The organism is Rhodococcus sp. PAE-6 (assembly GCF_025290685.1).
Lineage (GTDB): Bacteria > Actinomycetota > Actinomycetes > Mycobacteriales > Mycobacteriaceae > Rhodococcus > Rhodococcus pyridinivorans.
The window spans coordinates 76701-90175 of record NZ_JAOCLZ010000012.1; the positions used below are offsets into that span (position 1 = coordinate 76701).

Consider the following 13475-nt stretch of genomic DNA (forward strand, 5'->3'; position numbering starts at 1 on the left):
CGATCCGGATGCCGGATCGGCGGCCGCTGCTCGGGTACGCGCCCCTAAAGCATCACTTCGCGTACAGGGCGTCGATCTCGTGGGCGAAATGCTCGGTGACGACGTTGCGCTTGATCTTCAGCGTCGGCGTGAGCTCGCCGGACTCCTCGGTGAGATCGCGGTCGAGAATGGCGAACTTCTTGATCGCCTCGCTGTGCGAGACGAGGGTGTTGGCGTCGTCCACGATGGTCTGCATCGCGTCCCGCAGCGTGGCGTCGTGGCGCAGGTCCGCGATCGTCGCACCGCTGGGCTTGCCGTTCTCCGTCTTCCAGTTCTCGAAGACGTCCGGGTCGACGGTCACCAGAGCGGTGACGAAGCTGCGTCCGTCGCCGACGACGACGGCCTGGGAGACGAGGGTGTGCGACCGCATGCGGTCCTCGATCGGCCCGGGTGAGACGTTCTTGCCGCCGGCGGTGATGATGAGGTCCTTCTTGCGCCCGGTGATGGACAGGTAGCCGTCCTCGTCGAGCGAGCCGAGGTCGCCGGTACGGAACCAGCCGTCGTGGAAGGCACCGGCAGTGGCCTCGTCGTTTCGCCAGTAGCCGTCGAAGACGACCATGCCGCGCAGCTCGATCTCGCCGTCATCCGCGATGCGCGCCGAGTTCCCGCCCATGGGACGCCCGACGGTGCCGATCTTCTGCGCGCCGGGCGTGTTCACGCTGTGTGCGGCCGTGGTCTCGGTGAGGCCGTAGCCCTCGTAGATCGGCACGCCGACGCCGCGGAAGAAGTGACCGAGACGGGCACTCAGGGCACCGCCGCCGGAGATCGCGTACCAGCACTCGTTGCCCATGGCCTCGCGCAGCTTGGAGTAGACCAGCTTGTCGGCGAGGGCGCGCTTGGCCTTCAACGTGAAGGTGGGGCCGCCGTGGTCGAGCGATTCGCTGTAGGCGATGGCGGTGCGCTCGGCGAAATCGAAGATCGCCGCTTTGACCGGTCCGCCGGCCGCCGCCTTGCCCGCTGCCGCGTCACGCACCTTCTCGAAGACGCGCGGCACACCGAGGATGATGTTCGGCGAGTACCGGGCAAACTGCGCGGAGACGGTCGAGAAGTCCGCCCAGTGAGCCTGCGCCGTGCCTGCTTCGAAGAGCGCGAGCGACACCGCGCGCGCCAGCACGTGCGCGAGGGGCAGGAAGGTCAGGCCGCGGTTGCCGGGCTTGGCGACGATACCGATGTCCGAGGTGAGGATGGACCGGACCTCGGCGAGGAAGTTGCGGTGGGTGAGCATGCAGCCCTTGGGTCGCCCGGTGGTTCCCGAGGTGTAGACGAGGGAAGCCAGGCCGCCGGAACGGATTCCGGCCAGACGCGTGGTGATCTCGGCGTCGTCGACCTCGGCACCATCGGCCGCAAGCGTGTTCACCGCGCCGTCCTCGATCTGCAGGATGCGACGGAGGGTGTCGGGCATGTCGACGAAGAGCTTCTCGTGCCGCACGGTTTCGACGACGGCGAGGACGGCCCCGGAGTCCTGGAGGATCCAGCGAATCTGCTCGGTGGACGAGGAGTCGTAGATCGGTACCGACACCGCGCCGGCCGTCCAGATCGCGTAGTCGAACAGCGACCACTCGTAGCGGGTGGCCGAGAGCAGCGCGACACGATCGCCGGGCTGCACACCGTTGGCGATCAGGCCCTTTGCGACGGCCTTCACTTGGTCGGCGAACTGCTGCGCAGTGACCGCGACCCAGTCGTCACCCTGCGGCCGGGAGTACATCACGCGGTGCGGAGTCTTCTCCGCATGGGTGAACACCGTGTGGACGACCGATTCGTCGTCACCGATGGTGAACGGGGCCGGGGTCGAGTACTCACGCACTGCAATCTCCATCGTTCTGGTCGGGAGTCCGGTCGTCGGAATCGATTCCTGCGCGGAAGCGGCGCAGGAGATCCACGAAGCGTTCGAGTTCGTTCTCGTCCCAGCCCTCGAGGCCGGCGCGGACGTCGTCGAGACGACGCACGACCGCACCTTCGAGAACTGTCGCTCCGTGGTCGGTGAGCCGGAGCGGATGTCCGGCACGTGCCGGACCCGTCCCCGCCTCGACCCAGCCCGCATCGACGGCGTGACGCAGTTGGCGCGACACGGTCGAGCGGTGGACACCGAAGACCTCGGATATGTCGGTGGCGCGGCAGCCCGGATTTCGGGAGATGAAGCCGAGAAGCGAATGCTGGACCAGCGAGAGTCCGCTGTCCTGCGTTCGTGCTCCGGACGTCAGGAAGCGCACGAGAAGCACGAACTCCTCGTATACGCGGGCAACGCCGTCCGTAGACGGCCGCCGGGCCTGCCGATTGTGTTGCACAGGGCAACTATAAACGCGAGTGAGGCACGGCACGAATCCGCGCGGTGTCCTGCCGATTTCCGGCCTGCCTCTCCACAGCCCGTGCGCGCACCCGGTGAACTCGTCCGCCCCGCTCGGCGTTCACCGGGCTAGCCTGTCTGTCCGTACGGCGTCAGCACTCGGGAGAAGAGGTCGGATGGGCGAACACATCGGTCGCGACCTGTTCCGTCATCTCGTCGCCGACGAAGCGGACGAGTACCTCGCGGTGATGGACTGCTTCACCGACCTCCTGCTCGCCGATCTGTCCGCCGACGATATCGCGGTCTCGTGTGCGCGGCGCGGGGTGGCGCTCGACATCGCGGTCGTCGATGCCCGGTGTCGCAGCCTGGTCCGGTGGGGCAATCTCGCACTCACCAGCGGCGGAACCGACGGTGGCGGCTCCCACCGGCGGAGCGCTCCCGAGACCGCCTCGACCGAGGTCCGTGCCCGATACCGGCCGACACCGGCCGGGCTGCGGGTGCACCGCGAGACCGGCAGGCTTCTCTCCACCTCCGACGACGTGCGCGGCGTGGCACGCGTGTCGCTCCGTTGTGTCGCGGACGGGCTCGCCCGCATCGAGGAGCTGCTGGTGGACGACGGGAACGTGCCCGATCGGGACGAGCTGGCCGCCCACGTCACCGCCCTGTTCGCGCACCACCGGATGTTCACCGACAGCGTCGCCGATTTCTATTCGCACCTCGCCGAGATCCTGAGCCGTCTCGAGCACTCCGGCCGTCCCGAACACTCATCCGATCGCGAACGCGCCGGGGCGGTCGACGATTACGCGGAGACCAAGAACCTGCTCCTCGACTACGTCGACGTCATCGGTTCGGACGTCGAGCGCCTCGCCCCTCTCGTCGCCGGCAGGCTCGACCGGATCAGGCCGCGTCTGGACTCCCTGCTCGCCGCGTTGCGCGAGTCCGGCCTGCCGAACACCGTGCCCGGGTCCCCCGGTCGCCGTCGCACCGACTGGGACGAACTGGCGCAGTGGTACGCCGAGGACGCCGGCCCGCGCCGCATGCGCGAGGCAGCGGCGGAGGCGCTGAACCGGCTGCTCGTGCGCACTCGGCGGATCATGGCGAGCACACCGGGCTTCTCGCACCGCGCAGATCTCCTGCGCCTGGCCCGGTGGTTCACCGAGTCCTCCGACGAGCAGGGCCACCGGTTGTTCGCCGCGACCTTCGGTGCCTTCCCGAGCCGGCACCTGCTGCTCGGCCCCGACGAGACCGACCCGCGAGTGGGTGCAGGCATGTCGTGGTGGCGGGCCGATCCCGTCGTCGTGCCCGTGTCGTTGCGCGAACGCGGCGACCACACGTCCCTCGGGGCCGTCGGCCGACTCCCCGATTCGATGCCCGGCCGGGTCCGGGCCGACGAACTCGCCCGGCGAGAGTCGCGCCGCCGCTCCGACGCCGTCGCCGAACTGAGTGCGGCGGGCGATCTGCACGGAGCGGACCTGTCGGCGGAGGCGCGCGACGTCCTGCTCGACGTCCTCGCCGCCGCGCTCGCGGGCCACCTCACCACCGACGGTCCGGTGCAGGTGGACGATCCCGATCTCGGGTTGTCGCTGACGGCGGAGCCCGGCGCCGACACCGTGGTGCACTCCCCCGACGGCGATCTCACCGTGCACGGTTTCTCGTTGCGCACGTCGGTCACGGCTTCGCTCGATCACAGTGCGGCGGCGCCATGAGCACCTCGTACGCGAGCACGGTGTCCGGGGACGTCTCCGGTCGGCGGGACGCGGCGCGGGCGCTGCTGCAACAGCCGATCGTCACCGCCGCGAGCGAACGGGAGACCTTCGACCTCGTTCGGCGCCACGCCCCGGCCCTGAAGTCGATGTTCGCCGACCGCCTCGGATACCGGCTCGTCGTCGAACCGACCTTCGCCCGTCTGATCAAGGCACCGCTCGGGCCCACCTCACCGCACCGGGCGCTCCGCCACGCCGACGGCACCGAGTTCGGCGCGATCACCTACGCGTGTCTCGCGCTGGTGTGCGCGGCACTGCTCGAACCCGGGACCGGCGAGAGGGTGTCCGTCGACGACCTGCTCGAGCAGGTGCGCGCCGATGCGCGCGAGAACGGGATCGTGTTCGGCGACCCGGTGTCCGAGGAGCGGAACCTCGCTGCGGCCCTGCGCGTCCTCGAGGAATGGGGCGTGATCGCCGAGTCCGGTCACGGGGACGAGGTGAGTGGCGACGAGGTGAGGGGCGACGGGCCGCATCTCGACGTCCACCGCGACCTGCTCTCCCAGCTGCTCGACACTCCCCTCCATGGGATGCCCGGTCCCGCAGCGGCACTCGCACGTCACGAGCACGAACCCGCCGCTCTCCGCCTGTACCGCAGGCTCGTCGAGGACCCGTTCGTCGCGCGCGACGAACTGGACGACGAGTCGGCGACGATCCTCGCCGGCGACCGGCACGAGCTCGCCCGGATGCTGGAGAACGACTTCGGCCTCGTGCTCGAGGTGCGTGCCGAGGGCGCGCTCGCGTACGACCCGGCCGGCGTGCTCACCGACGAGGCGTTCCCGGGGTCGGGCACCCTGAAGCACGCCAGCCTGCTGCTCCTGGCCGAACTCACCGAACGGTTCGGCGACTCGGCGGCGACCACATTGCACGTCGACGCGCACACCCTCGACTCGGTTCTCGCCGATCTCGCCGCCGCGCGTTCCCGCACCTGGAAGAGCATCTATGTCCGCGATTTCGCGCTCCTGCGCCGGGACGTCGTCGCTCTGCTCTTCCGGCTCGGGCTGGCGCGCCCGCACGAGAACGGACTCGAACTGACCGCACCCGCCGCCCGCTACCGCCCCGTCCCCGCCGAAAGCAAGTGTCGATGACCCACTCGTCCGACCCGTCCGCCCTCGACGAGAACTCTCCACCCCGTTTCCCGGATCGCTGGCGTCTCCACCGCGCCGGCATCGTGAACGTGTGGCACTACCTGGACGTCGAGTTCGTCCTGTCCGGTGGGCGGATGATCCTGCGCGGCACCAACGGATCGGGGAAGTCCCGCGCCCTCGAGATGTTGCTGCCCTTCCTGCTCGACGCCGACCGCAGGCGCATGGACGCGACGGGCGCCGCGAAGGTCGATCTCGACGAACTCATGCGTACCGGGGCCTCGGACACCACCGACCGTGTCGGCTATCTCTGGCTCGAACTGGCGCGCCCCAGCGGACATCTCACCGTCGGGGCGCAGGTCCGGCACCGCGCCGACGCCCGTCGCAGCGACGTGCACTTCTTCACGACACCTTTGCGTGTCGGCACCGAGTTGCACCTCGTCGATGACGCCCGCATCCCGCTCTCGCGGGAGCGACTCGCCGAACTCGTCGGTGCCGACAACCTCACCCGTGATCCGGAGCGGCATCGCGAGACCGTGCGGAAGTCGGTGTTCGGCCTGCACGCGGAGACGGGACGCGAACGCTACGACGGCTTGTTGCAACTGCTGCACACCCTGCGCTCACCCGATGTCGGCCACCGCATCGACGAGGGACGCCTCCCTCAGATCCTGTCGGATGCGCTGCCACCGCTGACGGAGAACATGCTCGCCGAAGCGGGAGGTCGCCTCGACCTGCTCGGTGACACCCGCCAGGAACAGGTCCGTCTCGAAGCGGCGCACGCACACGTGCTGCGGTTCCACGAGGTGTACCGGCAGTACGCTGCGGATCTGCTGCGCGCCGGCGCCGAGACCGCGCGCGACCTCGCGCAGCGGGTCGTCGAGACGCGACGCGCACTCACCGTCGCGGAAGCCGAGGCGGCCGACCTCGACGCGCAGGCCGCCGCCGTGGACACCCGCCTGAAGGAGCGCCGCGACCAGGTCGCCGAACTCGACCGCGCGATCCGCGGACTCGAGACCCACGAGATGTTCCGGTCCGCGGACGATCTCGCGCAGCGCCAGCTCGCCGTCGATGCGCTCCGCCGCGCCGCTGAGCACGCGACCGCCGCCGCCGATCGCAGCCGCCTGCAGGAACGGCGCCACACCGACCACGCGGCCCGCCTCCTCGACGAACTGACCTGCTCGGTCACGCGTGCCGCGAGACGGCTTGCGACGGTAGGTCGCGACCTGCTGTCGGTGGGTCTTCCGCACGACACCGCGCCGACCACGCTGCACTTCTCCGCCGACCGTCCACCCGCTGTGCTCGAGCCCGTGCGCACCGGCATCGACGACACCACCGAGCAGGTGGTGCGGCCGGTGGTCGCGACGGTCTCCCTCGACGCCGGGCACGTCGACGAGGTCCGGGGCGCGATCCTGCGTGCCGCTGAGGCGACCCGTCGCCGGCGGGACCAGGCGGGTCGGCGACTGCTCGAGGCGCGTCGACTCGACGCCGCCGCGCATGCGGTCCGGGAAGCCGAGGCGGCGGCCGACCGCGCGGCCCGCGACGCCGAGCAGCGTGCCGTCGAGGCCGCCGAGACGGATGCCGGTGTCGGTGCGGCCGCCGCCGGTCTGCAGCACCGGTGGCGCGAGTGGATCACCGCCGACCGCACGACGGCTCTGCTGCCGGAACTCGATCGGGATCGGGTCATCCTGATGCGCCGACTGTCCACGCGACTCGACGCACTGATCGACTCGTCCCCCACCGACGCCGGCGACACGGACTCCGAGGACGTCGACGTCGATTCGGCACTCGCCGAGCTGGATTCGCTGCCCGCGGCTGCCGCTCGGTCCGCTCTGAGCGACCTCGTCGGCGCCCCGGCCGATCGCGAGCGCCGCGAACGTGAGGCGCGGACCGCGCGCGAGGACCTCGTCCGGGAACAGGCGGCACTCGACGCGATCGGCGAGGGACCGGAACAGGCACCCTGGCACGTGCGCACCGACGGTGTCCCGCTGTGGCGGGCGGTCGAGTTCGTCGACACCCTCGGGGACGACGATCGCGCCGGAATCGAGGCGGCGTTGCTCTCCGCGGGTTTCCTCACCGCCACGGTCGACGGCGAGGGCCGCTTGCGTGCACTGGGCGGCCAGGTCCTCGTCTCGCCGCGCGGTGAACCACCGGCGCAGCCCCTGTCGACGGTCCTGCGTCCCGACCCCGAGGCCGACGTGCCGCGCCCGGCGGTCGAGGCGGTCCTCAACACGATCGGATTCGAGGACGCCACCGCGGTGGCCTCCGTCTCGCGGGACGGCCGCTGGCACAACGGCGTTCTGCGTGGGCGCCACACCGCCGAGACCCCGGGCTGCATCGGCAGGCCGGCCCGGGAGGCCGCGACCGCGGCACGGCGGGTGCGTCTCGACGAGATCCGCGCCGAACTCACCCGGATCGACCTGGCGGTGGAACAGCTGCGCGTCGACTATCCCGACGCGGCGCACCGGCGGGCGAAGATCGACGCGCACCTGTCGACCGCGCCGACCTCGCACGCCCTGCGCTCCGCGCTCGAACGACGTCGGCACGCGTACGCGCATGTGCGGTCCGCAGCGAACACCGCGGTGGAACTGCGTGAGCGGGCGACGACACTGCGTGCTCGCTGGACCGCCGAGCTCGACGCCCACCGCACGGCGTGCGAGTACTTCGGCGTGCCCGGCGATGTTCCGGAACTCGAGGCGCTGGTCGCCGGATGCGCTTCCGCAGAGACACTGTGCACCGAGCTGGCACGCGATCTCGGTGACGTCCTTGCTGCCCACGTCCGGTTCACGGATGCCGCCGAACGGTGCGTGCAGGCCACCGCCGAGCGGATCGACTCGGAGGAGATCGCCGAATCGTGCCGCTACGAATGGCACGCGAAGGCCGCGGTGGTCGCTGCCCAGACCGCCGCTGTCGACGTCGACGCCGCCGACCTGGCGCAGGAACTGCGTGACTCGGAGGCCGAACGGGCACGCGCCGACGAACAGTTCCGGCGCACGGTCGCCCATCGCGACCATCTCGGCCGTGCCGTCGCCGAGGTGCTGCAGCGATGTGCTGCCGCACGCGAACGGCTCGACCGCGACCGTCGCGAACTCGCCGCGGCCGCCGAACTGCTCGCCGCTCACCTGCAGCTGCCCGAACTACGCGGCGCACTCGAGGAGGATCCGGAGTCGGACTCCGCCTCTGCCCGGACGGTTCTGCCTCCCGTCCACCTCGAGGATCCGGATCACGTGCTCTCCGTGGCCCGCACCCTGCTGGCCACGTTGCCGCCACGCACGGGAGTCGACGAGAACGCGATGCTCGTCGCGCTGCAACAGTTCGACCGCGACCTCACGGCCCGGTTCGACATCGAGCACACGGTGACGCACGGCGCCCATCGCGTCCGGATCGCCGGGGCGGGTGACGACACCACGCCCGCGGGTGTCTCGGCCACCCTGACCCGGCAGGTCGAGGACGGCCGGCGGGCACTGTCGCAACGCGAACACGACGTGTTCACGGGATTCGTGCTCGGCGGTGTGGCCGACGAACTGCGCCGGCGGATCGAGCGGGCACGACAGGTGATCGCCGCGATGAACGACAGTCTCGCCGACAGCCGCACGACGCACGGGATCGGCGTGAGGATCGAGTGGCGCCCCGGTGGCGAGGACGCCGACGCGGCGCGGCTGACGCAGCTGCTCACCGCCACCGAGCGGTCACCCGAGGATGCGTCCGAACTGGTCGGGATGCTGCGGCGCCGGGTGGAATCCGCCCACACCGCCGATCCGTCCGCCGGCTACGCGCAGCACCTGTCGCAGGCACTGGACTACCGGCGCTGGCACGAGGTCGAGGTGACCATCCTCGGCCCCGAACCGGACCGGGAGAGGCGGATCTCCGCGCGCGCCAAGATATCCCAGGGTGAGACCCGATTCGTGTCGTACGTGGCGCTGTTCGCGGCGGCGGACGGCTATCTCTCGGGCCTACCCGACACCGGCACCGCACTGCGGCTCGTGCTGCTCGACGACGCGTTCGCCAAGATCGACGACCCGACGATCGGTGAACTCATGGGTCTGCTCGTACGGCAGGATATCGACTTCGTCATGACCGGGCACGCACTGTGGGGTTGTGTGCCGGAGGTGCCCGAGCTCGACGTCTACGAGGTCCGGCGACTCGCCGACGGCGCGGCCGTGACGACCCGCGTGCACTGGGACGGGCGCGTCCGGCAACTCCGACCGCTCACCGAGCTGCAGACATGACAGTGGTGGGAGCGATACGGATCGCGCCCCACCCGGTCGGTCCGTCGAAACCTGCCCGGATAAGGATACGCGGCGCAGCAGCGCGGCGAGTGCCTGTCCGCCACCGATGCACATGGTGACGACGCCGAGTTCGAGATCGCGACGGATCAGGTCCTTGGCGACGCGCAGCGTCAGGATCGCGCCGGTCGCGCCGACCGGGTGGCCCAGGGCGATGGCACCGCCGTAGGGGTTGGTCTTCTCCGGGTCGAGCTTGGCGTCGCGCGCCACCGCCACGGCCTGCGAGGCGAAGGCCTCGTTGAGCTCGACGGTGTCGATGTCGGCCGGGGTCAGGCCGTTCTGCTCGAACAGCTTCACCAGGGCGAGGGTCGGGGCGTAGCCCATCAGCTCGGGCTCCATCGCCGAGGTGACGACCGACTCGAGCACGACAGAGGCACCGAGACCGCGTTCACGGGCGACCGACTCGCTGGCCAGGACGAGCGCGGCAGCGCCGTCGTTGATCCCGGAGGCATTACCGGCGGTGACGGTGCCGTCCTTGATGAACGCCGAGCGCAGCTTGCCGAGCACCTCGAGGGTGGTGTCGGGCTTGGGGTGCTCGTCCTCGGTGACGGTGACGGGCTTGCGGCCACCGATCTCGACCGGGGTGATCTCCTCGGCGAAGGCGGCCTTCGCGGCGTCGGTGGCGGCGCGGCGCTGCGATTCGAGGGCGAACTCGTCCTGCTGCTCGCGGCTGACGCCGTACTCGCGGGCGACGTTCTCGGCCGTGACGCCCATGTGCAGTCCGCTGAACGGATCGGTGAGCATGCCGACGGTGCCGTCGACGAGCTCGCGGTTGCCGAGCTTGTAACCGTTGCGGGCACCGAAGTCGTAGAACGGCATGCGCGACATGCTCTCGTCGCCACCGGCGACGGTGATCTCCGCGGCACCCCAACGGATCTCCTGGGCTGCGGACCACACGGCCTGCAGACCCGAGCCGCACAGGCGGTTGACGGTGAGGGCCGGGGTGGAGACGGGAAGTCCGGCGGCGAGGGTGACGCGACGGGCGTTGTAGGCGTCGGCACCGACCTGGCCGATGCAACCCATGACAACCTCGTCGATGTCCTCACCTGCGACACCCGCGCGCTGCAGCGCCTCGCGGACCGCGGTGGCGCCGAGTTCGTGCGCGGGTACGTCCTTGAGTGCGCCGCCGAAGCTGCCGACGGGGGTGCGTGCGCCGTCGACGATGACGATGCGTTCCGGAGCGGTCATTTCTCGTCCAATCTGGTCGAACACCTGGGGTCCACGCGCCGGCACCGCCGAGCGCACAGATCTTCGGGAAGGCGTCCTCCCGAAGCGTCTGACTCGATGCTACGGCACCGAGTGCCGCACTTGTGAAGGTCCGAACACGAGTTGCAGGAACGGGAACGGAAACGCCATTCTGCAATACGGACTACGTTATTTCCACTCGTCGTCGACGGTGAACGGAGGGCCCTCCGCGAGACGTTCCGCAGCCGCCGGTGTGCCCAGTTCACGGCGGTGGCGAGGGTGCTCCACGTAGAACTCGAGGAAACGGTACAACTGCACCGGATCGACGGCCAGATGCCGTGAGTCCACCTCGATCCGGGGCTCGGACGGCAGGCGCTCGAAGGGGAACACCCGACTCGTGCGCCGACGCGCCCACGCCGCCGACCCGTGCCCCTCGATCCAGATCTCCGGGAACCCCCGGTCGACCGCACGAAGACCCCGCACCGACACCCACGGCAGATAGGACTCCACGAACCAGCCGCGCAGCCTGATCCCGTCCGGCCCGAGAACCAGCGAACCGGCCCGGATGCGCCCGAGTGCCACCTCCACGAGGAAGGCCAGACACACCCCGGCGACGAGCGCCAGCACCAGCGCCACGAGAGGTAGACCCTCGTTCCCGACCACGATCTCCACGGCTGCGCCGAGCGAGAGGAACGTCCCGCACAGCACCATCGCGAGCAGCAGACCGAAGACGGGGCGACGGCCCGCGATCTCGGTACTGCCGCGATGGGCCGTCTCGACGTACCGGAACCGCGGTGTGCGGCTCGGAGGCCACGACGACGGTCGCCGGGCCCCAGATCCGGCAGGCCACCAGAAGGTGGCGCCGAAGGCCGCCGTCAGCAGCATCAGCACCGCCAGGATCGAATAGAAGCGGTCGGCGCCCACCGAATCGGTGCCCCACGCGCTCGCTCCGCGGGCCGCGGCGAAAATCGCCACGAGCACCGCCGCACCGGCCGCTGCGTACACGTGCAGATTGCGCGTGCCGTGCTGCCATTCGCTCGGCGGTTCGATGTGGGATGTCGGTTCGGCACCGAAAGTCGGTTCGGCACCGGAAGTCGGTTCGGCACCGGAAGTCGGTTCGGTACCGGAAGTCGGTTCGGTACCGGAAGTCGGTTCGGTACCGGAAGTCGCAGCCTCCGTGCCGCGCCCACCCCACGGGACAACAGGTCGTCGCATCGGTCTCCCCTCCAGGTGCACCGAGGAGCCCCGACGTCCTCGGCCCTGCCGGTCGGCCGGAACGCTACCTCGAGCGGCGGACCCGATGCGGACCCTTCGGGCGCGGCGTCACCGACGGACACACGAGTTGGCACCGGTCGGTGTGACAATTAACATACCCCCCGGCCATCAGGGTGTTGAACCAGGTCACGGCCGTTTATGAAGGAACAGGACGCGCATGGGAGAATCTCGCGAGAATTTTTCCCTACGTGTCGGTAACACCTATAGGTGTAAGCACGACACAATCTGTGACGATTCAGACGAGACCGGAGGAGTCTGCATGACTGTCCAGCTTGATTCGCCTGGCCTTGCGTCCGTCGGCGAAGCTTCGTCGGCCGAGGCAGAGCTCGGGGAGCTGTTCGAGCAGATCAAGGAGCTCGACGCTCAGCTGCTCGCGGTGATCAAGCGGCGTTCGGAGCTCGTTCAGCGCGCCGGCGCATCCGCGAAGGGCACCGACGCCAGCCGCGAAGCACAGGCCGAGGAAATGGCCGTCATGGGACGCTTCGCCGAACTCGGCACCGACGGCAGCACGCTCGCGATGACGCTGCTGCGCCTCGGCCGCACCCGCAAGGCCTGAGACCTACCACCGACGGCCCCCGCACCACATGGTGCGGGGGCCGTCGCCGTAGCCGTCCACCGCTTCGCATCACGCCGGTCGCAAATGTGGCCGCCCGCTCCCCTGTCGGCATACCGTCGGGACATCCCCGAAGAACGGACAAGGCAGCATGGATCTCGGACTCGCTGCCAAGCGGTCCATCGTCACCGGCGGTAGCCGCGGCATCGGCTACGCCATCGCGCGGGCACTGGCCACCGAAGGTGCCGACGTGGTGATCGCGGCCCGTACCGCGGCCGATCTCGACATCGCGGCGAAGACCCTCTCGGAGGAGACCGGGCGACGAATCGTTCCCGTGCCCACCGACACCAGCGACCAGGCCTCGGTCGACGCACTCGTCGCGCGGGCCGTCGCCGAACTCGGTGGCGTCGACATCCTCGTCAACTCCGCCCCCACACCCTGGACCGCCGACAAGCCGACGAGTTTCGCCGCGACCACCGACGACATCGTGCGCAACGAAGTCGAGATCAAGATCCTCGGCTGTCTGCGCACCGCACGCGCCGTCGCCCCCTACCTGATCGAGCAGGGCTGGGGCCGGATCATCAACATCAGCGGGCTCGGCGCGCGCAGCGCGAACTCCATCGCCCAGACGGTCCGGAACGTCAGCGTTGCAGCCGTGACGAAGAACCTCGCCGACGAACTCGGCCCGCACGGCATCAACGTCACCGTGGTCCACCCGGCCGCACCCGCACCGAACGGCTGGCGGCGCGACTGGCCGAGGAGTCCGCCGAGACGGGCACGCCGATAGCCGAACTGGAACGGCAGATCGCGAAGAACTCCGTGAACCGCCTCATCGACGCGAGCGAGGTCGCCGACGTCGTCGCGTTCCTCGCGAGCCCGCGCAGCATCGGCATCACCGGCGATGCGATCGCCGTGGGCGGCGGCATACCCGGCGCGGTCTACTACTGACCGGTCCGACGAAACGATACGGCACCGCCGTCAGCGCAAGATTCGACGGCACCGCCGTCAGCG

7 protein-coding genes and 2 pseudogenes are annotated in these 13475 nt (G+C 70.0%); 5 read left to right on the top strand and 4 right to left on the bottom strand.

Going from position 1 to position 13475, the window contains the following annotated elements; all coding sequences use genetic code 11:
- Positions 1-52: 52 nt before the first annotated feature.
- Both NVV99_RS20990 and NVV99_RS20995 read right to left on the bottom strand, forming a co-directional pair.
- Positions 53-1843, bottom strand: coding sequence for a long-chain fatty acid--CoA ligase (locus NVV99_RS20990; RefSeq protein ID WP_024103659.1), 1791 nt, complete (start codon positions 1841-1843; stop codon positions 53-55).
- Positions 1836-2324 carry a MarR family winged helix-turn-helix transcriptional regulator gene (locus NVV99_RS20995; protein WP_024103658.1) on the bottom strand — a complete coding sequence of 163 codons (489 nt, stop codon included), beginning with the start codon at positions 2322-2324 and terminating at the stop codon, positions 1836-1838. Before NVV99_RS20995 ends, NVV99_RS20990 begins: the two co-directional genes overlap by 8 nt.
- A gap of 175 nt (positions 2325-2499) precedes the next feature.
- Between NVV99_RS20995 and NVV99_RS21000 the strand changes: the two genes are divergently transcribed.
- From NVV99_RS21000 to NVV99_RS21010, 3 genes are read left to right on the top strand one after another with little or no spacing between them, the layout of a single operon-like run.
- A complete protein-coding gene (locus tag NVV99_RS21000; RefSeq protein ID WP_024103657.1) occupies positions 2500-4029 on the top strand; it encodes a DUF2397 domain-containing protein in 1530 nt (509 codons plus the stop codon).
- Positions 4026-5171, top strand: a complete 1146-nt coding sequence (locus tag NVV99_RS21005) for a TIGR02678 family protein (RefSeq protein ID WP_024103656.1) — start codon at positions 4026-4028, stop codon at positions 5169-5171. The genes NVV99_RS21000 and NVV99_RS21005 overlap by 4 nt, the downstream gene beginning before the upstream one ends.
- Complete coding sequence (locus NVV99_RS21010) at positions 5168-9394, top strand: TIGR02680 family protein (RefSeq protein WP_024103655.1); 4227 nt, start codon at positions 5168-5170, stop codon at positions 9392-9394. The genes NVV99_RS21005 and NVV99_RS21010 overlap by 4 nt, the downstream gene beginning before the upstream one ends.
- 66 nt (positions 9395-9460) lie before the next feature.
- Here NVV99_RS21010 and NVV99_RS21015 read toward each other — a convergent pair.
- Positions 9461-10639 (bottom strand): annotated as a pseudogene (locus NVV99_RS21015) (acetyl-CoA C-acyltransferase); the annotation flags it as partial.
- A 186-nt stretch (positions 10640-10825) separates the two neighbouring features.
- On the bottom strand, positions 10826-11851 hold the full coding sequence (locus NVV99_RS21020; protein WP_041803641.1) for a hypothetical protein: 1026 nt from the start codon (positions 11849-11851) through the stop codon (positions 10826-10828).
- A gap of 319 nt (positions 11852-12170) precedes the next feature.
- Between NVV99_RS21020 and NVV99_RS21025 the strand changes: the two genes are divergently transcribed.
- Positions 12171-12467 (top strand): chorismate mutase, encoded by a 297-nt coding sequence (locus tag NVV99_RS21025; protein WP_019288919.1) that lies wholly within the window; start codon positions 12171-12173, stop codon positions 12465-12467.
- A gap of 148 nt (positions 12468-12615) precedes the next feature.
- Positions 12616-13412, top strand: a pseudogene (locus NVV99_RS21030) (SDR family NAD(P)-dependent oxidoreductase).
- The last annotated feature ends 63 nt before the right edge of the window (positions 13413-13475 follow it).

Excerpts from the sequence above, each read along its gene's own strand:
- NVV99_RS21000 (WP_024103657.1), top strand. The coding sequence starts at position 2,500 with ATGGGCGAACACATCGGTCGCGACCTGTTCCGTCATCTCGTCGCCGAC.
- NVV99_RS21005 (WP_024103656.1), top strand. The coding sequence starts at position 4,026 with ATGAGCACCTCGTACGCGAGCACGGTGTCCGGGGACGTCTCCGGTCGG.
- NVV99_RS21010 (WP_024103655.1), top strand. The coding sequence starts at position 5,168 with ATGACCCACTCGTCCGACCCGTCCGCCCTCGACGAGAACTCTCCACCC.
- NVV99_RS21020 (WP_041803641.1), bottom strand. The coding sequence starts at position 11,851 with ATGCGACGACCTGTTGTCCCGTGGGGTGGGCGCGGCACGGAGGCTGCG.
- NVV99_RS21025 (WP_019288919.1), top strand. The coding sequence starts at position 12,171 with ATGACTGTCCAGCTTGATTCGCCTGGCCTTGCGTCCGTCGGCGAAGCT.